Here is a 23,572-nt window from a genome sequence, read left to right as displayed (position 1 = left end):
GCTGCCGAGACGTGCGCGGTGATCCGACCCGCACGTGATGCAGCCTCGCGCAAGTCCCGCTAGGCTGCGCCCCCCCCATGACCTCTGAGGCCATTCTCGCGCTCGTCATTCTCGGGTTCGCGATCGTCCTGTTCGTGAGCGATCGCTTGCGGCTCGACGTCGTGGCGATGATGTCCTTGCTCGCGCTCACGATCTCCGGTGTCAGCACGGTCCCGGACGCGCTCGCCGGGTTCTCGAACCCCGCGGTGCTCATGATCGCCGGCCTGTTCATCGTCGGGGCCGCGCTGACCGACACGGGGGTCGCCGACTGGCTGGGCCAGCGCCTGGAGCGCTTCGCCGGCGGCGGGGAAGCTCAGGTGACCGTCGTGGTGATGGGGGCGACGGCGCTCCTGTCCGCCTTCATGAGCTCCACGGGGACCGTGGCGATCCTCCTGCCGGTCGTCGGGACGCTCGCGCTCCGCCGCGGGATCGCGCCGGCGCGGCTCTTCATGCCCGTCGCGTTCGCGGCGCACCTCGGGAGCAACCTGACGCTCATCAGCACCCCGCCGAACCTGCTCGTGAGCGAGGCGCTCCGCGAGGCGGGGCGAGCGCCGTTCCGCTTCTTCAGCTTCACCGTCCCCGGACTCGTCGTGCTCGCGGTCGGCGCGGCGTACGTCGTCGCGATCGGTCGCCGCGCGCTGCCCAGCAAAGGAGACAGGGGCGAGGCGGGCGCGCCGCGAGCGCTCTCGCTCGACGACCTCTCGATGGAGTACGGGCTCGGCAGCGCCCTGCGCGCCGTGCGCGTCGCGCCCGGCGCGAACCTCGCCGGCCTCACGCTCGGAAAGGCGAACCTGCGGGCGGACTTCGGCGCCACCGTGGTGGGCATCGCGCGCCCCGGGCCCCACGGCCTCGAGGCGCAGCGCGTGGTGCCGCAGGCGGTGTTCGCCGTCGGCGACGAGCTGCGCCTGCTCGGGAGCGACGCGGCGATCGCGGCGATCGCCGATCGCTTCGGGCTCGAGGCGCTCTCGGCGCGGCCCGTCTTCTCGCTGCCGCCCGAGGAGTCCCTCGCCGAGGTGGTGCTGCCGCGGCGCTCCGGCCTGACGGACAAGACCCTGAGGGAGGCCAGGTTCCGCGACCGCTATCGCGCGAGCGTGCTGTCGATCCGGCGGGGCGACGGCTGGCTCCCGGTGTTCGATGCCACGCCCGAGCTGCGCGATCTCAAGCTCCGCGCCGGCGACACGCTGCTCGTGAAGGGGCGGCTCAAGCACCTGAAGAACCTGCGCGACGAGCGGCGCGATCTCGTGCTCGTCGCCGAGCCCGACGCGCGCGGCGACGTCCTCGTCGATCGCGAGCGCGCCGTCGTCGCGGTGTGCATCACCCTGGGCATGCTCGTCTGCATGGCGTTCGGGTGGCTGCCCAACGTGATCGCCGTGCTGCTCGCCGCGCTCCTCCTCGTGCTCGCGCAGTGCGTGCGCCCGGTGGACGCCTACCGCGCCGTGAACTGGGAGAGTGTCGTGCTCATCGCCGGCATGGTCCCCCTCGCCGCCGCGCTCGAGCGCACCGGCGCGATGGGGGCCGCCGTCTCCGCCGCCGAGGGGCTCCTCGCGGGGGCGCGCCCCACGGTGGTCCTCGGCGTGCTCATGCTCTTCACCTCGGCCATCGGCATGGTCCTCTCGAACACCGCGACCGCCGTGCTCATGGCCCCCCTCGCGGTCCGCCTGGCCGGCGCGCTCGGCCTCACGCCGGAGCCGCTGCTCATGGGGGTCGCGTTCGCGGCCTCGGCCGCCTTCGCGACGCCGATCGCCTCCCCGGTGAACATCCTCGTCATGGGACCCGGAGGCTATCAGTTCAAAGACTTCACCCGGGTCGGCCTGCCGCTGCAGCTGCTCGTGCTGGCGACCGCCTTGATCGTCGTCCCGCTCGTCTGGCCCTTCTGATCGCGGGTCAACGCTCCTCCGTCGCGCTTCGCCGGGGGACTGCCGCCCGCGGAGGACGCGAGAGCGTTGCGGCTGTCGTGTCATGTGATCTCGGACATCTCCCCGCTTTCCGGGCACAGGCACGCTCCCGTCTCGCCTGCCTTCGCACGGCGCCCGCCCGACGGCTCCGGCGGCGTCTCTCCTATCTTGCGGATCCCGGTGCGATCCTGTAGCGCAGGATCTACGGTGATGGCCCCTAGAGACCCCACGCACATCGCGGCGTGCCCGCCGCGTGCGCCGGTTGCCATCGCCCTCGTGTCGCCGCCGCGAGGAGACGCATGAGGGAGCGGCTCGAGAGCCTGCTCCTCGTCCTGGCCGTCGGCTCCACCGTCGCGATCGGCGCCAAGCGCGTCGGGATCCCGTACAACGTCGCGCTCGTGCTGGTGGGGCTCCTCCTCGTCGTCGTCGACGTGCTGCCGAACACGCCGATGGACCCGGAGGTCATCCTCATCGCGTTCCTCCCGGTGCTCGTCTTCGAGGGCGCCCTGTTCGCCGACGCGGACAGCCTGCGCGCCGCGAGCCGGCCCATCCTCGCGCTCGCCGTGCCGGGGGTGCTCATCTCGCTGCTCGGCACCGCCGCGGTGGCGACGCTGGTGCTCGATCTCCCGTTCGCCGCGGCGCTCCTCCTCGGCGCGGTGCTCTCCATCACCGACACCGTGAGCGTGCTGCTCGCCTTCCGGAGCGTCCACGTCCCGCACCGGCTGGCCGCCATCATGGAGGGGGAGAGCCTCTTCAACGACGGCACGGCGCTCGTGCTCGTGGTGCTCGCCTCGCGCGTCCTCGCGAGCGGCACGTTCGACGCCATCGAGACCTTCCGCCAGCTCGCGATGGGCGTGGCCGGCGGCGCCGTCCTCGGCGGGGCGTTCGGCGCCGTCGGCACGGCCCTCCTCCGCCGCACGCCGGACCACCTGACCGCGATCCTCGCCTCCCTCGTGCTCGTGTTCGCCACGGCCCTGGTCACCGAGCGGCTCCACGCCTCGCCGGTCATCGCCGTCGTGGTCGTCGGCGTCGTCGTCGGCAAGGCGGCGCGCCGCCACCTCGAGCCCTCGCGCGTGCTCGCCCTCGAGGGGTTCTGGGAGACGGGCGGCTTCGGCCTCAACGTGCTGCTGTTCCTGCTCGTCGGCATGCAGATCCACGCGGAGATGCTCGTGCGCGAGGCGGCCTCCATCGGCCTCGCGCTCATCGCCCTGCACGCGGGCAGGGCGGTGGCCGTTTACGGCTGCTTCGGCGTGCTCCGGGCCATGACGCGGGAGGTCGTGCCGCTCCGCTGGCAGCACGTGATGCTGGTCGGCAACATCAAGGGCGCGCTCTCGATGGCCGCCGTCCTCAGCCTCCCGCACGACATGCCGTACCGCGACCGCCTGGTCACGATCGTCTTCGGCGTGACGTTCGTGACGCTGGTGGTGCAGGCGCTGCCGTTCGCGCGGCTGCTCAAGTTCCTGGGGGTCGCGACCCCGAGCGCCGACCCGACGCTCGACGCCGCGAAGGCGACGCTCATCGCCGCGCGGCGTGGCCAGTCGGAGCTCGACGACCTGCTCGCCTCGGGCCTCCTCTCCCGCAAGGAGCACGCGGAGCGCCGGGCCGCGTTCCAGCGCCGCGTGATCGCGGCGGAGGCGGCGCTCCAGTCGCCGCGGGGCCAGGAGGTGCGCGACCACCTCACGGACGCCGCGCTGCTCACGGCGCAGAAGGCGGCGGTGCTCGACGCGGCGAGGCGCGGGCTCATCGACTCCGAGACGGCGGACGCCCACGCGAACGAGATCGACCGGGAGATGGTGAAGCTCTCGGCGCACGAAGGAGGCGGATGACATGCGCGTTTTCATCGCGGGCGCCGGGCGCGCAGGGCTGAGCGTCGCGGTCCACCTCGCGAAGACGGGCCACGAGGTGACCATCATCGATCGCGACGAGTCGATCGCCAACAGCGCCTTCGAGCGCCACGGCCTCGTCTCGCTCGTGGGGGACGCGACCGACGCCGGGCTCCTCAAGGAGGCGGAGGTGGGGCGCGCCGACGTGGTCGTGGCCATGCTCCGCCGCGACGCCGACAACCTCGCCGTCGCGCTCCTCGCCCAGGCCGCGGGCGCCAAGCGCGTGATGGTGCGCATGCGCGACTCCGACTACCGGAGCGTCTACGTCAGCGCGGGCGTCCACCGGATCCTCTCCGAGATCGACGTCTTCATCGGCGCGATGGCCACCGCCATCGAGCACCCGGGCGTCCGCCACGCGATGGTGCTCGGCGCCGGCGAGTCGGTGGCGTTCGAGCTCGACATCCCCGTCGACTCGATGGTCGCCGGCCGCTCCGTGAGCGTCATCGCGGGCAGCGCCGGCTTCCCCGCGTCGTGCGTCTTCGCCGGCGTCTACCGCCCCGACGGCCGCGTCGAGGCGCCGCGCGGCTCCTCCATCGTCGCGGGGGGCGCCACGGTGCTCCTCGTGGCCGCGCGCGACGAGCTCGCCGAGGTCATCGCGTTCTTCCTCCGGCGCGAGCCGGCGACGAACGGCGGGGTTCACGAGCGTCGCTGAGGCGAGGGCAGGTGTTCCTATGATGAGGTGGGCAGGCTATATGGGCGCATCGGCATGGGTGGGCGTGGCGCTGGCCGTCGTCGTCGCCGGGTGCGGCGGCGACGACGACGCCGGGGGGGCGGCGGGCGGCGGCGTCCAGGCCGCGGTCTCGTACTACCGGGACGTCAAGCCCATCTTCGACGCGAGGTGCGCGGGGTGCCACAGCGGCAGCGGCATCGCGCCGTTCTCGCTCGAGGGGCCCGAGGCGGCGGTGCCCTGGGCGCCGCTCATCCAGCAGGCCGTCGTCGAGCGCACCATGCCCCCCTGGCCGGCCGACAGCGCGTGCGCCGAGTACGTGGGCGATCGCTCCCTGTCCGAGCAGCAGATCCAGACCATCGCCGCCTGGGTCGACGGCGGCGCGGCCCTGGGCGACCCGGCGGAGGAGGGCGCGCCGCTCGATCCGCCGGCGAGCAACGAGCTCGCGCGGGTGGACCTGACGCTCGAGATGCCGGTCGAGTACACCCCGCAGGCGGGGCCCGACGATTACCGCTGCTTCGTGATCGACTGGCCGGAGGAGAGCGCGCGCTACGTCACCGGCTTCGGGGTCAGGCCCGGCGAGGAGCGCATCGTCCACCACGTCATCGCCTACATCGCGGCGCCGGAGCTGGTCGCCGACGTCGAGGCCCTCGACGCGTCCGACCCGGGCCCGGGCTATCCCTGCTTCGGGGGCCCGGGGATCAGGCCGCGCTGGCTCGGCGGCTGGGTGCCCGGCGGCGGGAGCATGACCTTCCCCCCGGGGACGGGCACCCGGGTCGAGCCAGGCTCCCGGCTGGTCGTGCAGGTCCACTACAACACGCTGGCGGCGGGCAAGCTGCCGGATCGCTCCGCGATCGATGTGATGCTCGAGAGCTCGGTCGAGCGGGAGGGCTCCACGCAGCCGTGGACGAACCCGGCCTGGCTCGTCGGCGACGCCATGACGATCCCCGCCTTCGAGGGCGACGTCGTGCACCGCTGGGGGGCGCAGCCCACCCGGGCGCTCGCGGGCGACGCGCCGATCGAGCTCCACGTCGCGGGCCTCCACATGCACACGCTCGGCACGCGCGCGCGCCTCGAGATCGAGCGCGCCGACGGCAGCTCGGAGTGCGTGCTCGACATCCCGCGCTGGGATTTCCACTGGCAAGGGAGCTACAAGCTCGCCCAGCCCAAGGTGCTCAATCCGGGCGACAGGCTGTCGCTCGAGTGCCACTGGGACAACACGCCCGAGAACCAGCCGATCATCGACGGAAAGCCGCGGGTCCCCGGCGATGTCGTGTGGGGAGAGGGCACGAACGACGAGATGTGTCTCAGCACCTTCTACATGACGGAGCGCTGACCTCCGGCCGCTGCGCCTCTGACGCGACCGCTCGCCATGACGCAAGCGTCGCGATGCCGCGGGCCGCCGGCGAGATCCTGCTCGTGCGCGAAGGCTGCCGGCGAGATCCTGCTCGTCCGCGCGTCAGCGTCGCTCCTCGACGACCCTTCATGGTCCAATCTGACCATCACCCCGCGCGTCGGGAGCTCTCGTGTCGCGTTCTCGACGGAGGGCGTTGCGACCTGCACATGCTGTATACACGAGCATCCATCGGGCCCTCTCCGTGAGCATCGCCAACCAATCCCCCTTCACCGTCCAGCCCGTGCCGCTCATCGACCGCGACGGGAACGACGTCCTTGTCGCCATCATCAAGGGCACCTTCGTGCTCGGTCGGAGCGGGAGCTCGAGGCCCGCCGACGATCCGGCCCCGGTCCGCATCGTCGACGAGCCCTGGGATCCCGAGAGCCCCCGGAGCAGCCTCCGCGTCCCGTCGGATCTCGGGGTGGCCAAGCTCGGCACGGACGTCGTGGTGATCGGCGACGCGATCGCCCCGGAGAAGGTGCGGGTGCTCGACGTCGCGGTGAAGGTCCGGGACCGGCTGACGCCGCTGCGCGTCCACGGAGTACGCGTCTTCTTCAAGGGCGCCTTTGGCGTCGCGATCGGGCCGGCGGCGCCCTTCGAGCGGATGCCGATCGTCTATGAGCGGGCCTATGGCGGCATGTCGGAGGACCTCTCGGTGGTCGACCTCCGGAACCCGGCGGGCGTCGGCGCGGCGAAGAGCGCGGCGGATCTCGTGGATCGGCTCGCCCCGCAGATCGAGCACCCGGAGCGGCCTCACACCTCGGCCCTGGATCGCCACCCGCCGGTGGGCTTCGGCGCGATCATGATGCACTGGTCCCCGCGCCTCGAGTACGCCGGCACGTTCGACGAGCGGTGGAAGGCGACCCGGATGCCGATCCCGCCCGCCGACCAGGACCTTCGCTTCGGCAATGTCGCCCACCCGTCGCTCCAGTTCGAGGAGCACCTCGCGCCGGGCGATCCGGTGGGCATCCACGGTATGTCGCTCGATCCGCTCGTGTTCGCGCTCCCGGCGCTCCCGGTGGCGGTGAGCGCGCGCTACGACACCGGGGAGCGCGTGGTCGCGCGGCCGTCGATCGACACGGTGCTCATCCAGCCCGAGGCGCGGCGGGTGGACCTCGTGGCGCGCGCCGTCTTCCCGATCGGCCGGGGCCGGCGGGTGCTGCGCGAGGTGGTGGTGCGCGGCGATGTGTGAGGCGGGCGGCGAGCGGGCGGAGCCGTCGGACCCCGAGGTCGCGGGCGTGCCGCTCTCGGCCTATGCGGCCGTGCTGGCGTACACCGCCGAGGGCGTTTCGCTGGACGAGAGCCTGGCCCACGCCGCCATCCCGGCCGGGGTGTGGCCGGCGGTGGAGGAGGCGTGGTCCGCGCGTCTCGCCGAGAGCGCGATGGGGGACGGGGCGCTGATGGCGACCTGCGACGAGCACCGCGTCGCGGCGCAGGCGCACGTGAAGCGCAAGGTGCCTCCGCTCGATGAGGAGCTTGGCGCCTGGCTCGATTTCTTCCGCGCCTTCACCGCGTCGGGGGATCCGCTCGGGTTCCTCGGAGCGCGTGGGCTGGGCGAGGGCGACGTCTTCCGCCTGCTCGGCTTCTGGCAGGCGCGAATCATGGCCGACGACGGCGTGCGCGGCGAGGCGACGGCGATCCTCGCCGCGGCGCCCGGTCCGGTGCCGGAGGTCCGGCCGGAGCCGCCGGTGCTGGAGGCGCCGGCGCGGGGGCCTCGCGGCGGCGCGGCGGCGCCCGCGAAGAAGGGACCGGCGGCGGTGGTGGGCGTGCCGGGGGAGACGGCGGATCTGGCGGATCTTCCGAAGCTGATCCTGCCTTTCGTCAAGCCGGGGAGCGCGCCGGTGGTGGTGTTGTCCGCGCCCATCGTGCGGTTCGAGCCGCTGCCGGTGCAGCCTGCGCCGGTGATCCCGCCGAGGGAGATCACCGAGACGGCGCCGATGTTCTCGACGCCGAGCGAGCCGGCGCTGCCTTTCTCCTCGCGCGCGGGCGAGGAGGTTGCGCAGCGCTCCCGGCTGCCGGCCGCGGCGGCGCCGCCGGGGGGCGCTGGGGCCTCGAAGCCGCCGGTCACCGGGACGGCGCCTGTGATGTTCGAGGGCGTGAAGCCGTCGCTCCCGTTCGCCCCGTCGCCGGGCGGCGCTGCGCGCTCAGCGGCTGCTTCCGTGCCGCGGCTCTCGCTGGAGGACTACGCTGCGATGCTCGCGGAGATCGCGGCGAGCCCCGCGACCGCGACGGAGATCATCGCGCGGCACGGGCTCACCCGCGAGGCGAAACGCGTCGAGGACGCGGCGTGGCAGGCGAGGTTCGCGGCGGAGCCGGCGCTGCGGATGGAGTGGATGCGGGAGCTGGTCGCGGCGGGCGAGCGGGTCCGCGGGAAGCGGTGAGGGGGCGAGGGGGCGAGGGGGCGAGGGAGGAGAAGGAGTGGAGCACGGTATGTTCACGGCCATCGCAACATCGCAGCAGCGCATCCGGCTGCATCGGCTCCAGGGAGCGGTCATCGCCTCCACGGGGGCTTACATCGCGCGGGCCCAGGGAGGGCTGCTCCAGGATCAGCGGAGGACGGAGGCGGTGGGCGCACCAGATGCCCAGGGGATGTTTCCGTCGCCCATGGTCCCAAGGGATATCGCCACTCTGGAGGGCCGGTGGCCCGACTGCGCCTGGACTGTCGCCGAGGTGGGATGGGCGTTCTCGGGAACCTCGCCTTATCCACGGCAAGGGGTAGCACGCTGGGATGCGGAGCGCGGCCAATGGGTCGAGCAGCCGGGGATCTCGTCGGTCCATGGGTGGGCGGACGGGGTGCTCGCCGGGGGCGCCGACGGCACGAACAGATGGGTGGATGGATCGGACAGGCCTCTCCCTCCCGTGCTCGTCCAGGGGCTCCTGAACTCGACGCATATGCCCTTCCACAAAGTGTCGAAATCCGGCGACGTCATCGCGAAGGTGCAAGGATCCCCGACTCTGGAGCCTGGGTGGTGGATATTCCCGCGAGGAGAATGCGAAGGGGAGAGGTTTGCATGGCCACCCGAGCTGGATGAGTCAAGCATCTCGCTGAGCATCGGTCACGCGCCCTATGACCTGATCGCAGAAGGTGAACTGAAATCCGGGGAGCCCTTCCGCGCTTACCGTGTCGAGGGGAGATGGCAGCCGCTTCCGCCATTTCCGACAAAAAACAAATGGGAGCAGCTCGACGTGAGAGTCACGCCATCGGGCGAGCTTCTCATGATCTCATTTCACCGCTTGTCTTCGTTCTCCATTTGCCGGCTGGTGCGAGGAGATGCGTGGGAGCCAATTCCCATTTTTTTGTATCCGAACCGGTGCTTTCCATCCGATTACACCTTCGTCGCCGGCGAGGAGGGAGAGCTCTGGCTCGCCCTCGACTTTGGCATCGGTCACAAGAATGATGTCATCCTTTACCACGCACGCAGCTGACCGGGAACGGATCACCGAAAGGGGAGTGGATCTTTCAGCGGCGGCACGTTGATGGGCTGCGTCCTGGTCAGCCCCGTGTGCTGGTCGTACACGTTCTGGCTGGCCGCGTGCGGTTTGCCGTCTCTGAAATAATTCCACTGGCCGAGGCGCGTTTGATCGGGTTTGCTGTTGCTCAACTCATCAGGAGTCGGCGCCCAGGTCACGCTGTTGGCTACCCCCACGGGAGGTGCGATGTACTGGCCGACCCCCCAGACGAGATCGTTCGGGCCGCGGACGTCGCGGTTAGGAAAGGCGGCGGAGACCTGCTGGACCACGCCGTTCTCCATGCGGCCGGTGTTGCACGAATTGAGGGTGATGAGCTGCGCGCCGTTATAGTTCCCAGCAGCGTGGATCATTTGCACGAGCTGAGCTGGCGTATGCCTGGTGTCCATTCCGTTCACGTCCGACGACCCGACGTGGCCGGGCTCGCCGTGGATCATGACGCGATAATTTTGCGGGTTCGGCTCCATGTGCAGAATGCCATAGCGGACGGCAGCGTCGTGCAGCGGGTTGCCGATGATCAGACAGGAGAGGCCCAGCGGGTCCGCATGGGTGGTGGGGCTGCCATCGAATGCGAACAGGTTGCGGCTGCCGAATAGCTCGAGCGGATCCGGGCTCAAGAAGCGCGCCGTCTTCGGATCGAAGTAGCGGTAACGGACGTAGCAGAGCTCCGTCTCCTCGTCGTGGTACTGCCCGAGCAGCCGGAAGGGGGACGCCACGAGCGGGCCACCCTCGGGCCGCGCGGCCTCGACGATGATGCCGAACGCAGAGTGACGCGCTGACCACGCGACCTCACCCTCCGGACCGATGAGCTCGGTTGGGGTGCCGATGTGGTCTGTGATCACCGCGTACGTCACGGCGCCCTCCTGCTGGAGGAGTGGGCTCATCGTCCCGGGCTCGTGCACGAAGACGCGTGTGCCGCGCTCGGAGTCGATCTCGGCGGCGAGGCAGAGGCCGTCCCACAGGTACTCGACGACGCGGGGCTTCGGCGCCTCTGCCGAGACGAGCGTGCTCGGGTCGGCGGGCGGGACGATCTCCTTTCTGATCCGGCGGCTGAATGCGTCGTACGCGAAGAGCACGCGGGTGCCGTCTGGGCGTCGGACCTCGCGGAGCTGGCCGCGGCAGTCCCAGAGGTACTCCGTCTCGCCGTCGGACCGCGTCTCGCGGGTGCGTCGATTCGCGGCGTCGTAGCCATATGCGGCCTGCTCGGTGCGGAGCAAGAACCCGCCGGGCCCTATCTCCCAGGCCGAGCCCGCGGGCTTCAGCGAGCCTCCCGCGTCGTACGCGAAGGACTCACGCTTCCTCAAAGAGCTCGCCTCGAGCAGCATTCCGAGCCGATCGTAGCGGTAGCGCGCGATGCCCCAGCGCAGGTCGTTGCGCTCGACGAGCGCGCCGGAGGCATCGTAGGCGTAGAGGCGATCCACGATCGTGCGCTCGGCAGTGCCGACCCAGTCACGGGTGGGGCGCGCCATCGGGTCGACCTCGCGCCGCGCTTCCACGCCCGCGCTCGCGAAGACCTTGCGGACCACCGAGCCGGCGAGATCGCGTTGGATCTCCACGCGGTGGCCGTCGTGATCGAGCGACGAGACGTTGCCCTCTTCATCGTAAACATAACGGGTGACGTGCCCTGTCGGGAGATGGCGCGCGATGCAGCGGTTCTGCGCGTCGTACTCGTAGCGGATCGTCCGGCCGTTCTGCGCCTCGGCCACCACGCGGCCGAGCGGATCGCGCTCGACGCGCAGGCGGACCTCCCCGGCTGGATCCTCGAAGATGTACTCGACTGTGAGGTCGTCGGGCGTCTCGACCTTGACGGCTCCGTGCGGCGTCTCCTCGGTGAGGATCCTTCCCGCCCCGTCGTGGCGGAGCGCGCGGAAGGAACCATCGGCGTTCTCCACCCGCGCCAGACGGCCGTTCTTGCCGTGCCGGGCGCGGGAAATGCGGCCATCGTACGAGCGGTACTCGCGGAGGTTGCCGGCGCGGTCATAGCGGAAATCGAACGTCTCACCCTTCGGGTTCTTCACCTGCTGGAGACGCTCGTTGAGATCGAATGACAGGGACCAGAGTCCGCCGTCGGGCTGGGTCACCTCGACCGGGGATTTCAGGCCGGCGTAGCGGAACGTCTGGACGCGTCCGAGCGCATCGGTGCGGCGGGTAAGGCGTCCAAGGGCGTCGTGCTCGAAGCGCAGCGAGCTCCCATTGGGCAGATGGAGCGCGACCGGCTGGCCGAGGGCGTCGAGCTCGCGGCGCGTCATCCGGCCGAGAGGATCGACGTAGACCACCGGCCGCCCGAGCGCGTCGTGGCGCCAGCGGCGCACCCCACCGCGGGGCGTGCGCTCCTCGATGACGTTGTGCTGCTCATCGTAGACGAAGCCGCCGCGGAGCCCGTCCGGCCCGTGCACCGTGGCGAGGCGCCCATGCTCGTCGTACGTCAGCGTGAGGAAGGCGCCGGACGCATATTTCACCGAGGTGAGTCGGCTCTGGTGGTCATAGCCGAACTCGGTGACCAGGCCGCCGGCGCGGCGCCGCACCTGGAGATTGTCCACGTACTCGATCTCGACCAGCGGGCCGAGGGAATCGGTGACGCGCGTGAGGTTGCCCTGCATGTCGCGGGTGAAGGTCATGGTGTCCCCCGCCGCGTTCTTCGCCTTGAGGAGAAGGCCGTCGGCGTCGAACTCGAGATCGCGCACGAAGAGGCCGTCGGTCGAGGCCTCGCGTACCACCGAACCGTCCTCGGGCCGCCACGTGAAGACGCGGGGCTCGGGGTTGCCGGTGAGATGCGTGATTCCCTGTCCGGGATCGTACATGAGGTCGCCGGCGTGGAGATCGCCGTCCCCCCAGGCACGGACGCAACGGCCGGACTCGGGGTCGTAGAGATAGTGGAACGAGAGGCCGGTCGGCAGCGTCTTGCGATTGAGGCGGCGTTGCTCGTCGTAGCCGTACGTTTCGGCGTTGCCGAGCGGATCGGTCACCCCCACGAGCTGGCCGCCGTCGCTGTACGCGAACGAGACGGCGTGGATTGGAGCGCGCTTCTCGCCGCCCGGAGGGAAAACCTCGAGGCGCACGATGTGGCCGTCTCCGTCGTGGGTGAGGGCGACCGTGCGATGGGCGGTGTCGACGATCCGTGCGAGCCGCTCCGCTTCGTACTCGAGGACGACCTTGTGCCCGGATTCGTTGGAGATCTCGCGGAGGAACGCGCGGCCGCCGCTGGTGGGACGAAACGTGCGGGTGAGGCGCGTGTCGAGCGAGAAGACGGTGGCGCCGCCGCGGGCATCGCGGGTGATCACGAGGCGCTTGCCGCGGTGGAAGGCTGGCTCGCGCGGCCTCGTGTTGTGCACGGTGATGGTCGCGCCGTCCGCGTCCCGGAGGTGCAACGCGTCGCCGTGGATCTCGGTCCACTGGTGGTACGCATGGGTCCAGCCGCCGCGCCCGAGCGGCGTGTGCTCGCGGGCGCGCGCGGAGCTATAAAGTCGCTTCCAATCGATCGGAATGAGGCCTGGGATCGAGAGATCCACGGTCTCATCGACCATGGCGCCGGACGCGACGGAGATCGGATCGAGCACGACCGTCATGTTGACGGTGGTGTTGTCGGCCGTGGTGGCCCGGATGATGTCCGCCGCCAGGAGCACCCCGCTGACCTGGGCGATGTTTGCTTTCAGGCCTTTGATGTTGAGCCATACGTTGTCGCCGGTGCAGATGAGCCCACGGTCGCTGGATATTACCGCTATCGACGAGGTGTATACATTGCACCCCCCGTTCACGGCTGTCGTCACCACATCGCCGCCGGTGGACTGGCAGGGGATGTTCCCCGGCTTGTCGATATCCAGCGCGCTGTTTTGCAAGAGCACCGGCGCGCCGCCGATCTCGACCCGCTCACCGGTGTTCGTCGCGGTCGCCGAGCGCGCAACGTACGGGAAAGGGGCCGGTACCGGCCCTGTTGGCGGTACTGGCGGCGCATGGCTCAAACCCGGCACCAAGGCGGCGCAGAAGTGATTGCTCCGCGTCGTCGCGATGTATTTGTAGTTGATCGTCGCCACGGTGATCTCTCGTCTCCGGGTCGGCCCCGGTGCTCAGCTTCGACTCCGCGCCAGGTTCAGGAAGGTCACGAGGTTCGCCTCGGCGCGCGCCCAGAAGCCGCTCAGGTCGACCGGCTCCGGCAGGCGCAGGCGTGCGCGCAGCTCGTCGATGCGCGCCTCGACGGCGAGGCGCGAGAGCTCGCCCGAGGCGCACTCCTCCACCACCACCGCGGTCGAGAACGCACGTCCCCGGCGATAGCGCGCCTTCGGATCGAGGCGTCGCGCCGCGATCGCATCCCGCCAGGCGCCAGCCTCCAGCTCCTGCGCCTCTGGAACGAGCGACCCGAAGAGGGTGCGCAGCGCCTCCGCGGCGTCGTCGGCGAGCGCCTCGTCGTCGAGGCGCTGGAGGATCCAGGCGGCGCTCGCAGCGCAGCCGAAGCGCGCCACCGCGGCGAGCGCCGCGCGTGTCGGGCGATGGCGGCCGAGCAGCGCCTCGAGCCGGGTCCAGTCGGCCGGCTCTCCGGCGAGCGCGAAGAGCTCCGCGGCGAGCGGACCGAGGCGCGCGCACAGGGCCTCGTCGCGGAGAAGGTCCGTCTCGCCGCCGATCACGAGCACCCGCGCGGCCGACCAGGCCACCGCCGGGGAGGCCGCGCGAGAGCGCTCCCGGAGGCGCTCCGAAAAACGGGCGCGCTGCGCTCCGGGCAGGCGCTCGCAGGCCCAGATCCCGGCGCGCACCACCGCGTCGTGATCCTCGGCGAGCACGGCGGGGAGCGCGTCGACGGGCAGCTCGCCGCGCAGCGAGCGCAGGGTCACGCCGATGGCGCGCGCGATCGGGTGCGCCGACGCGGAGAGCGCGCGCGCGAGGCCGGCAAGGCCGGGGCGATCGACGAGCGCGAGGGCCTCGGCGACGGCGAGCACATGGTCCTCGGCGTCGGGCGGGAGGAGGTGCGCCGCGCGGTGGATCGCCGCGAGGGCGTCGTCACCCGCGAAGGCGGCCAGCGCGAGCGCGCTCGCGAAGGACTTCCAGGGATCGTCGAGCCAGCGCTCCCAGAAGGCGGCCACCTCGATCAGCGCGCGGGGGCCCGCGGCGACGATCGCGTCGATCCGGCGCAGCAACCGCGCCTCCGTCTCCGGGAGCCAGGCGCGCCGGCCTTCGAGGCGGTCGCGGGCGAGCGCGGCGGCGAGCTCCGCGCAGTGGTCCACGACCGAGGCGTAGAATCCGGGCAACGTGAGCTCGATCACCCGCTCCGCATCGAGCCGCACCGGCGGCGCGAGGACGCCCTCGCGCGGCAGCGCCGGGAGCGGCGGCGCAATGTCATTCGCGGCGCCCACGGTCGCCGGCGTCCCCGCGACGTCCTCGTCGATCCACGCCTCGTCCTCCGTCGCTTCCGCGTCGACCGGCGGAGGCACGAAGGGCTCTCGGTCCACACGCCGCGCGATCACCGCGCCCGAGAGCGGCGTGAGCACCGGAAGGGACGCCGCTGATCCGGCCGCGACCTGGCTCGCTCCCGCGCGAGGCGCGGCGCCGAGGGCGATCCCGCGGGTGCCGTCGCGGGAGATGGCCCAGGCCACGAAGGACCTGCCCGCATCGGGCGGCGTCGTGCCGTGGCGGAACGCCGCGAAGGCGCAGGCGAGGCTCATCACGCCGGCGGCGGCGCCGAGCTCGCCGACCTCCACCTCGAGGCAGCGATCGAAGTAGCTGGCCGAGAACCGCTCGGAGCACCGCGCCGTGGTGAACTGCCACTCGCGGCACCGGAGCGCGTCGACGCGACCCTGCCCGAAGACAGCCTGGATCGGCCCCGCGGCCGGCAAGCTCCGGAGCAGCGCGGTCATCGCCGCCGCGTCGACAGGATCGTCGTCCTCGTCGGTCGCGCGTCCCGGCGCGTGCCGGCTAGCGACGATCTCGCCGAGGCGCGCGGCACGCCAGCGCGAGGCCTGCTCGGCGGACGCCACGAGGAGCGCGCCCGCGCCCTCGGAGGGCGGCGGGGGCGTGAGCAGCCACGGGCTCGGGGGCCGCCGCTGCCGCTCGGCGAGCGCGTCGAGGCCGGCGAAGGCGTCGACGCCGACGAGGAGCGCGGCGTCGATCGCGCGGCTCGCGAGGAGCTCCGCGACCTGCGCGAGCGCGGCGAAGGCGCCGGCCGCCCCGGTGAAGCGCCGCGCCGACGGCGAGAAGGCACGGGCCATCTCGGAGAGCGCCTCCTCGGGCAGGTCCGGGCGGGGCGCCGGGGTCACGAGGAAGCGCGGGACCGCCGCCGCGGCGTCCTCGGGAAGCGCGGCGAGGGCCTCCGCAGCGGCGCCCCGGGCGAGCGCGAGGAGGCGGCCCGCGTCGGCCTGGGAGGGCCTCATCCACGGGCAGTAGCGCGCGGCGATCCGGCGCCCGTCGGGGCCGACGAAGGGCGATGGCGGGGGCGGCGGCGCCCCGGCGCGCGGGAAGAAGACGTGATCTCGCGCCGAGGCGCCGGCGGGCGAGATCAGGCCGAGGCCGAGGACGGAGAGGCTCATCGGTGCGTGAGGGAGCCCGACTGCTTCGAGCTCCCGGTGATGGTGATGGAGGGGGACTTGATCGTGACGCCCGCCGGCGTCGCCGAGATCTCGGAGGCGCCGCACGTGAAGGTGATCGGGCTGCCGCCGAGCCGCAGGCTCCCGTTCACCTCGAGCGTGAGCGCGCTCTTCGCGGTGAGCGTGAAGGAGCCGCCGGCGCCGACGCGCAGCGCGCCCTTCACGTCCGAGGTCATGACCCCCGCGACGCTCCGAGCGATGGCCGCCCGGCTGCTGATGTTCAGCGAGCCGAGCCACTCGCCGAGGCCGCCGCCCACCTGCACGCCAGCGCTCGCGGCGCTGCTCGTGTGGCTCCCGTTGATGAGGGTCGTCGCCGGGCCGGCCGTGACCCACGAGACGGGGCCGGGCGTGGTCACCGCATAGAGGGCGCTGACCGCCTCGGTGTACGACGCGCCCGCCACGACGCTGCGGTGCCCGGGGCCGGGGCCCGCGGGGCCGCCGCCTGCGCCGCCCGCGCCCGCGGCCCCTCCGCCCGGCGCCGCCTCGCCCTGCGCGGGGCGGCCGTGATCCCAGGGCATCGGCCTGGACGAGCCCCGCACCGCCGCCATGATCGACTCGCCCCCGGGCAGGAGCGACATCGCGCTGCCCAGCGCGCTGTCCTTGACCGCCGCGAGCGCGCCCTCCGCGCCCTTCGCCTGGTAGGCCTCGTAGGCGGCGCGGGACGCGCCGATCGTGGACGCCGCGATCTGCCCGGCGACCCCCCGCGCGCTCACCTTCGAGAGCAGGGCGGATGTCGCGAGGCTCGCGGCGCCCTTCACGGGGTCGCCGACCTGCTCCACCAGCATCCCGGCCACGAGGTCCGTCTCGGCGCCGACCTCGCTCACGAAGTTGCCGCCCGAGCTCTGGTGCTGCGCCGCGCCCACCTTGACGCTGCGGGAGCCGTAGCCGCCGATGTACCCGAGGCGCACCGAGATCGACTCGTCGCCGCCGACCTCGGCCTTCAGCGCGGCGCCGACCTGGAGGTCCTCGTTCTTCAGCGCCTGCGCCTTGTGGTCACCCTGGACCCTCGTCTCCATGGCGAAGGGCGCGTTGACGAGGACGTGCTCGCGGCCGGCGGCGTCGTCCATCTGGATCGCCGTCCGCGCCCCCGCGCCGGGCGAGCTGTCGGTCGCGATCGACGTCACCGTCTTGTTCGCGGGCAGCGCCAGCGGCGGCCGCTGCTTCTCGTTGTACGAGCGGCCGAGGACGACGGGACGATCGGGATCGCCGTCCTCGAACATCACGAAGACCTCCCAGCCCACGCGCGGCACGATCATCGGACCCGGGAGCTGCGGCTGGATCACCCGCACCGGGAGGCTGCTCCGCTGATCGGCCTCGCCGTGCAGATCCCAGTGGAAGCGGAGGTGGACGCGGCCGAGCGCGTCGGGGTGGATCTCCTGTCCGCGCTCCCCGGTGACCCAGGCCGACTGCACCCCGGCGATGCGCGGCCTCGGCGTGATCTTCGGCAGGCGGAACGGCACACGCGCAGGGATCGCCCCGACCCCGGCGCGGAAGACCGCCTCGACGGCCTCCCAGCGGAGCTCGACGCTGGTCACCACGTGCTCGCCCGCGGCCTGGACGAGGCCGTGGTGGTCCGGCGCCTCGACCAGGCGGCAGCGAGCGCCGGGCGAGAGCGCGAGCGCGTTGGTGTCGAACGAGAGGCGTGCGGCCTCGGCGCGCAGCGACTCGAGCCGGATCTTCGCCCGCGCCTCGCCCTCGGCCGGAGAAGCGAAGCTGCCGGGCGCCTCGTAGACCTCGACGTCCTGCTCCGCCTCGAGCCCGCCGGAGGCCTTGCCCTCGAGCGAGAGCCGCGGCTGATCGGGGCCATGGTCGCGGAGGATGACCTTGCCGGCCGCGCGCCGGAGGCGCCGCGCCGTGTCCACCGCGACGGGCCGCGGCTCGTCCAGGGGGCTGCGGGCGACGAGCGAGATGCCGTCCGGGTAGGGGGCCCCGGCGCCGGCGGAGTCGTCCTCGAGGACGAAGACCTCGTCGTCGCCGTCCGCCTCGAAGCGGAAGTACAGCCCGTGATCCTCGCAGACGCGCCGGATGAAGGCCGCGTCGCTCTCCTGGTACTGCACCACGTAACGGCGCTGCGCGTACGACGCGCGGAGGTCCTTGCGCACGGCCTTGTAGCCGCCCTGGCGCACGATCTGCTCGACGATCTCCGGCGCCGTGAGCTCCTGGAACGCGCGCGCCCTCCGGGTGAGCGCGAGCAGGGCGAAGCGTGATGCGAGCGTCAGCCGGTAGGCCCGGAGGTGCTCGTGGTCGCTCGCCACCACGACGAAGCGGGTGACGACGCCGAGGACGGTCCGGCTCCCCGCCGGAGCGTCGAGGACGAGGCGCCCCGCCTTGCGGAGCACGCTTCCGGGAGAGACGAGCGCGTCCCTCGGGCCCTGGAGGTCGATCTCGAAGGTCGAGGCCTCACCGAGCCGCTCCACCCCGCGGATGCGGGTGGGCAGGAGGCCCGGAGCGCCCTCGATCGTCAGCGCGACGCCGCTCACGGCAGCTCCACCCGCGCCGAGAAGATCCGCACGAGCGCCGCCATGTCGAGCACGAGCCGGTCACCCTCGATCCGCACCGCGCCGCCGGGCTCGATCCGTAGGCTGGATCCGGGCACCTCGAGCTCCAGCGTCTCCCTGGCGCGGAGCCGGATGTGGCGGGCATCGAGCGCGAGCGTCCCGTGAGCGTCCGGCGCCGGCGCCGAGGCGGTCTGGAGCGCGCCCAGGATGGCGACGCCGCCGTGCGCGTCCGCGAGCACCACGGTGCGGCCCTCGCGCGTGCACTCCTCGATGAACGCGGGCGAGACGCCGGCGGCGAGCGTCGCGAGGCGCCGGCGGCCGTCGCTCGTTCGCACCTGGAACGCGGGGCGCGCCTCGCCTTCGCGCGCCGTGGCCATCTCCACGACGCCCGGGTGGAGCCCAGGGCCGAGGGGCTCCGCCTTGCCCCGCGCGGGGCGAGCGACCGACTGCTGGACCGTGCGCGACCTAGCCATAATGATGAACCCCTTCCTCCACGCTCGACGTCGGGCCCTCGAGCTTGCCCGAGATGGTGATGGATCCGGGGGTCATGGTGATCGTCACCCCCTGCGCCTTGATCGTGAGCTTCGCGGCCGCCTCGATCGCGACCTCGGAGCCGGTGACGTCGGCGGCGCCCCGCGACGTGTACGTGACCCTGCCGAAGCTCTCCGCCACGTTGCCCCCCGCGGTGACGCTGCGCGAGCCGAAGCTCTCGGCATAGAGCCCCCGCACGGTGAGGCTGTAGGACCCGGTGTTGATGGTCTGCGCCCCGGAGACCTTGATGATCGCGGCGCCGGCCACGCCCACCGACTCCGACGGGCCGGCGGTGGCGCTCATCGAGCCGCCGACGAGCAGCGTCGACGCGCCGCTGGCGAAGACGCTCTGGTGCTCGATGCCGACCTCCTGCTTGGCGCCGCCCACCATCCGGACGAAGCTCGGCGTCGCGGTGATGTAGTCGCCGCCGGCGCGGATGACGCGGGCAGCGCCCACGGTGATCGTCTCGGAGGCCGCCTTCAGCCCGTAGTTCGAGTCGACGGTCACCCTGCGGACGCCGCCCACCTCGATCGACTGCTCGCCGGCGACCTTCTCGACCCTCCGCTCCTTGACGTCGACCACCCGGGCGCCGCCGACCGCGCGCGCGGCTTGCCCGACGATCTCGGTCCGCTTGTCGTTCCCTGTCTGCTCCTCGTAGTCGCCCGACGTATCGAGCCCGAGCCGCTCGTCCCCGGCCGCGTCGCTGATCCGGACACCGCTGCCGCCCGAACCCCCGGGCGTGGCCAGCGTGCCGAAGCGGGTCTCCACCTTCTTCGCGGGCAGCGCGGCGGGCGGCGCCTGGACGGCGTTGTACACCCGGCCGAGGATCACCGGGACCTCCCCGCCCCGATCGCCGAAGCCGACGAGCTCCTCCCAGCCGACCCGCGGGTTGAGCATCGCGCCCGAGAGCGGGGGCTGGGTCACGCGGGCGAAGCCGGAGCTCCGGTCTTCAGGGCTGTGGCGACGATCCCAGCGGAGGAGGACCCGGCTGCGACCGTGCTCGTCGAGGGCGATCTCCTTGCCCGGCGGGCCGGTGACCACCGCGGTGCCGGCGCCGCCGCGAGGACCGGGAGACAGGCGCGCCGGGCGGAAGCCCTGGCGTGCCGGGACCGCCTCGAAGGTGGCACGGTAGGTGAGCTCCTCCGGACCGCCCGTCGTTCTCGCTTCGTGCACGATGGCGAGCACGAGCCAGCGCGCGTCGCCGAGCTCCTCGGGCGGGCTTTTCACCTCGAATATCGCGCCGGCGCGGAGCTCCGGCTCGGTGGCCTCCCCCTCGAGCACGGTCGCCCCGGCCTGACGCTCGGCGAGGCGAATCGCGGCGAGATCGCGGCCCGCGTCCGGATCGCCGAAGCCGCCAGGGTACTCGTACCACTCGAGCGCGCCGTCGCCCGAGGCGCCGCTCAGATCGAGCATCGGCCGCGCGAAATCGTACGTCTTGAGCGCGACCTTCTCGACCGTCACCCGCCTCCGGATCCGCGCCGCGTGCAGCGCTCGTCCGAGCTCGAAGCCCCCCTCGGCACGCCACGGGATCGCCACCCCGGTGTCGAGGAAGGTCTCGGGCGCGTCGGCGACGTGGAGGAGCGCGGGATCGTCCTCGGCGGGGAACCAGCTCATCCCCTCCTCGGCGAGGAGGCGGGCGCAGAAGGCGAGATCGCTCTCGAATACCTGCGCGCAGTGGGGCCGCTTCGCCGCCGTGCGGCGCGCGCGAAGGTCGAGGCGGACGCCGTGCTCCCCGAGGACGCTCGCCGCGATCTCGGTGGCGCTCTCGTCGACGAAGACCCGGTAGTCGCGTGTGTTATCGAGCCGGGCCACCGGCGAGGCGAGGGTCACGCGCGCGTGGGCGTCGCGCTCCTCGACGGCCTCCACCGCGAGCGCGAAGCGCCGCTCGACGCCGTGGAAGCGCAGCGCGAGCGTCGCGGCGCGGCCGATCGGATCGAGCGCGGCGAGCTCGGCGGGCTCTCCGTCGACGAAGACCGCGCAACGCGCGTGGGCCGCCGTCGGGGCGCCGACGCGCTCTTCCACCTCGCACGCGTGGACGCGGAGCTCGGCGTTCACGCCGGGGATCTCCAGAAGGATGCTTTGCTCGCTCAACTGCCCGCCTTTCCGCTGGGTCGCCTGGTCGTGCCGCCGTCCACATGGGTGATGCCGCCGGTCGTCTTGAGCTTGCCGCCGCCCAGCGTCATCGTGCCCGCCACGACGCTGCCGCTGGCCTCGATCGTCACCACCGGCGCGCAGATCGAGACCTTCCCGCCCGCGCGGATCGAGACGTTCCCGGCCGCGATCGTGCCGCTCGACGCCTTGACGCCGACGTCCCCCGCGGCCCGCTCGTTCACGGCGCCCGCCTCGCTCCGCTTGCCGCCGTGGATCGACTCGGCGTAGCCGCCGCAGGTGATCGTCCTGGAGCCGCGACAGACGTAGGTGCGCGCCGCCGCGACCGACTCCGAGACACCGAGGCCGCTCGCGATCGACTTCGTCCCGAGCACCACCCGGGTGCAGGCGCCGCTGACGCTGACGTTGGATTGATTGCAGAGCAGCGCGTAGCCGCCGCCGACCACCTCGACGCACGACCCGTCGGCCAGCACGGCACGGTTGCCGGTGACGTTGATCAGCTCCGCGCCGCCGATGAGCTCGGAGCTCGACCCCTCGACGGAGAGGAGCATCTCCTGCCCCACGTCGATGCGCTGCGTCGCCCCGATGCTCGCGGTGTGGCTGCCGAGCACGTTGCTGGTGAGCGAGAGGCCGACGAGGTGCTCCTCGTCGCCATCGATCCGGGTCGTCTCCGGGCCACCGACCTTGACCGAGAGGTCCCTCGAGGCGTGGAGGGAGAGCGCCTCCGCGCCTGCGTCGTCGACCATCGTGATCCCCTGGGTCTTGCCGCTCTTCGGCGTGGTCCAGGACTGGAACGACGTCGTCGCCGACGCCGCGGGGAGCGGGAGCGGCGCGACGGCGGTCGCGTTGTAGACGCGACCGAGGACGAAGGGACGATCGGGCGAGCCGTCGAGGTAGGCGACGTGGACCTCCCAGCCGACGCGAGGGAGGGACATCGAGGCGCCGAGCGGGTACTGGAGACAGCGGGTCCAGTGCGACGAGCGGTCGTCTGCGATCCCGGAGCGATCCCAGAGGAAGCGCAGCTTGATCCGGCCGAGATCATCGACGTGGATCTCCTCGCCGGCTGGGCCGGTGATCACCGCGCTCTCGATGTGCTCCACCGCGGGCCCTGGGCGGAACGCGGGCCGGAAGGGCGGGTGATCGGCCCCGTCAGCGGCCCTCGTGGGCCTGAGCGTGACTCGATTGCCGTAGGGCACGGCCCGGCCACCGTCCCGGCTCGGCCGCGCATAGCGGTGCGAGAGCTCGGTGACGAGCATCCGTTGCTCGAAGAAGTCCACGCCCGCGATCTCCACGAGGCGCCCCGGCTTGAGGCGCGCGCAGTCGCTCTCCCCGGTGACGATGACCTTGTCCCGCTGGAGCTGCTCCAGCCGCCGCTCGGCCCGCGCCCTCGCGGCCTCGGACGTGGGGACGCCGGCCGGGTACTCGAGCCACGCGAGCTCGCCCTCGCCGGCGTGACCGTCGATGTAGACGTCCGGGTGCCGCACGTCGAAGTCCCGCACGGTCACCCGATCGGTCACGGCTCGCTCCTCCCACTCGAGCGAGGAGAGGGCACGCGCCCCGAGCTTCACCCCCGGGGTCCCCGCGCAGGGGAGCGCTGCCCCGCCCTCGAGCCCGTCGTGCGAGCCCGCGCCGTCGCCGAGGACGATGCGGTGCTCGCCCTCGGGCGTGGTCTCGAACCAGTACGAGATCCCCTCGTCGGCGAGCAGCCGCTCGATGAACGTCCACTCCGCCTCGGCGTACTGGACGCACTGGAGCCGCGCCGGATACGCGCCCGCGAGCCGGGGCTCGATCGCCGCCGCTGGGATGCCCGCGCCCGTCAGCACCTCGGTCACGATCTGCTCGGTGGTCTTCTCGAGGAAGACCCGGTAGCCGCCGCGCAGCGTGAGGAGCCACGGGGGATCCGAGAGGCGGAGCGAGCAGACCCGCTCGCGTCCGCGCCGGAGATCGTAGCCCGCCTCGATGACGAGGAGGCGGACGAGCCGCTCCGAGCCCTCGGCCGGATCGACGATCGCGAGCGTGGCCGGGGCGCGGAGCAGCGCGGCGAGATCCACCTCGTCGGGGACGGCGACGCGCGCTTCCCAGGACGAGAGGGTTGCCATCGCCTCCCGTCCACTCAACTCCAGCACAACGCACTCTCCGAGCGGCTCGCAGACGAGCCGGACGTCGATGTCGTTCATGGTCTCCTGGTCCGGAGCGACCGGCCTTCGCGAGGGATCCCGCCGTCATCTCCCCGAGATCTACGTGAATTCGCTGCCATCTTCAGAGCGCTCCTGGGCATCCGACACCGCCGGGGGCAGTGTGTGCAACAGAGCAGATGTGCACATCCGCTGGCTAGCTGATCGAGGGGAGAGAGCACGGAGACGGCGATCTTGCAGCCTGACTCGATCGGGCAGCGAGGCCGTCAACGCGCGCGGCACCAGCAAGCACGGCCACCTCGCGCGTCGACACAGGCCGTGAGCTCCTTCGGGAACGCACGGCCGGGGTATATTCCTCCGACACCGGGGGCGAGGCGTGTCA

At 72.3% G+C, this 23,572-nt stretch carries 13 protein-coding genes; 7 read left to right on the top strand and 6 right to left on the bottom strand.

The window, feature by feature from the left end:
- Positions 1-77 precede the first annotated feature (77 nt).
- From WMF17_RS38125 to WMF17_RS38095, 7 genes are all read left to right on the top strand, one after another.
- Positions 78-1,916: an SLC13 family permease gene (locus tag WMF17_RS38125; RefSeq protein WP_437645908.1), complete on the top strand. Its 1,839-nt coding sequence runs from the start codon at positions 78-80 to the stop codon at positions 1,914-1,916.
- Between the two features lie 317 nt (positions 1,917-2,233).
- Positions 2,234-3,760 carry a cation:proton antiporter gene (locus WMF17_RS38120; RefSeq protein ID WP_437598307.1) on the top strand — a complete coding sequence of 509 codons (1,527 nt, stop codon included), beginning with the start codon at positions 2,234-2,236 and terminating at the stop codon, positions 3,758-3,760.
- 1 nt (position 3,761) lies between these two features.
- Entirely contained in the window at positions 3,762-4,469 is a 708-nt protein-coding gene (locus WMF17_RS38115) for a potassium channel family protein (RefSeq protein ID WP_437598306.1), read from the top strand.
- 19 nt (positions 4,470-4,488) lie between these two features.
- Complete coding sequence (locus WMF17_RS38110; protein WP_437645906.1) at positions 4,489-5,820, top strand: monooxygenase; 1,332 nt, start codon at positions 4,489-4,491, stop codon at positions 5,818-5,820.
- Between the two features lie 262 nt (positions 5,821-6,082).
- On the top strand, positions 6,083-7,072 hold the full coding sequence (locus WMF17_RS38105; protein ID WP_437645904.1) for a DUF2169 family type VI secretion system accessory protein: 990 nt from the start codon (positions 6,083-6,085) through the stop codon (positions 7,070-7,072).
- Complete coding sequence (locus WMF17_RS38100; protein ID WP_437645902.1) at positions 7,065-8,261, top strand: hypothetical protein; 1,197 nt, start codon at positions 7,065-7,067, stop codon at positions 8,259-8,261. Before WMF17_RS38105 ends, WMF17_RS38100 begins: the two co-directional genes overlap by 8 nt.
- Before the next feature lie 49 nt (positions 8,262-8,310).
- Positions 8,311-9,306, top strand: a complete 996-nt coding sequence (locus WMF17_RS38095) for a hypothetical protein (protein WP_437598301.1) — start codon at positions 8,311-8,313, stop codon at positions 9,304-9,306.
- An 11-nt stretch (positions 9,307-9,317) separates the two neighbouring features.
- Here WMF17_RS38095 and WMF17_RS38090 read toward each other — a convergent pair whose 3' ends face one another.
- Genes WMF17_RS38090 through WMF17_RS38065 form a run of 6 tightly spaced genes read right to left on the bottom strand, consistent with a single transcriptional unit; the run spans position 9,318 to position 23,232 of the window.
- Positions 9,318-13,379, bottom strand: a complete 4,062-nt coding sequence (locus tag WMF17_RS38090) for a DUF6531 domain-containing protein (RefSeq protein ID WP_437598300.1) — start codon at positions 13,377-13,379, stop codon at positions 9,318-9,320.
- A 33-nt stretch (positions 13,380-13,412) separates the two neighbouring features.
- Positions 13,413-15,860, bottom strand: coding sequence for a hypothetical protein (locus WMF17_RS38085; protein ID WP_437645900.1), 2,448 nt, complete (start codon positions 15,858-15,860; stop codon positions 13,413-13,415).
- Positions 15,857-18,397 carry a type VI secretion system Vgr family protein gene (locus WMF17_RS38080; RefSeq protein ID WP_437645898.1) on the bottom strand — a complete coding sequence of 847 codons (2,541 nt, stop codon included), beginning with the start codon at positions 18,395-18,397 and terminating at the stop codon, positions 15,857-15,859. The genes WMF17_RS38085 and WMF17_RS38080 overlap by 4 nt, the downstream gene beginning before the upstream one ends.
- A complete protein-coding gene (locus WMF17_RS38075; protein ID WP_437598297.1) occupies positions 18,394-18,888 on the bottom strand; it encodes a hypothetical protein in 495 nt (164 codons plus the stop codon). Before WMF17_RS38075 ends, WMF17_RS38080 begins: the two co-directional genes overlap by 4 nt.
- On the bottom strand, positions 18,881-21,037 hold the full coding sequence (locus WMF17_RS38070; protein WP_437645896.1) for a type VI secretion system Vgr family protein: 2,157 nt from the start codon (positions 21,035-21,037) through the stop codon (positions 18,881-18,883). The genes WMF17_RS38075 and WMF17_RS38070 overlap by 8 nt, the downstream gene beginning before the upstream one ends.
- Positions 21,034-23,232, bottom strand: coding sequence for a type VI secretion system Vgr family protein (locus tag WMF17_RS38065; RefSeq protein ID WP_437598295.1), 2,199 nt, complete (start codon positions 23,230-23,232; stop codon positions 21,034-21,036). Before WMF17_RS38065 ends, WMF17_RS38070 begins: the two co-directional genes overlap by 4 nt.
- Positions 23,233-23,572 lie beyond the last annotated feature (340 nt).

It is taken from the genome of Sorangium sp. So ce362 (genome assembly GCF_051519845.1).
Taxonomy (GTDB): Bacteria; Myxococcota_A; Polyangia; order Polyangiales; family Polyangiaceae; genus Sorangium.
This window is presented reverse-complemented; position numbering and strand designations above follow the sequence as displayed.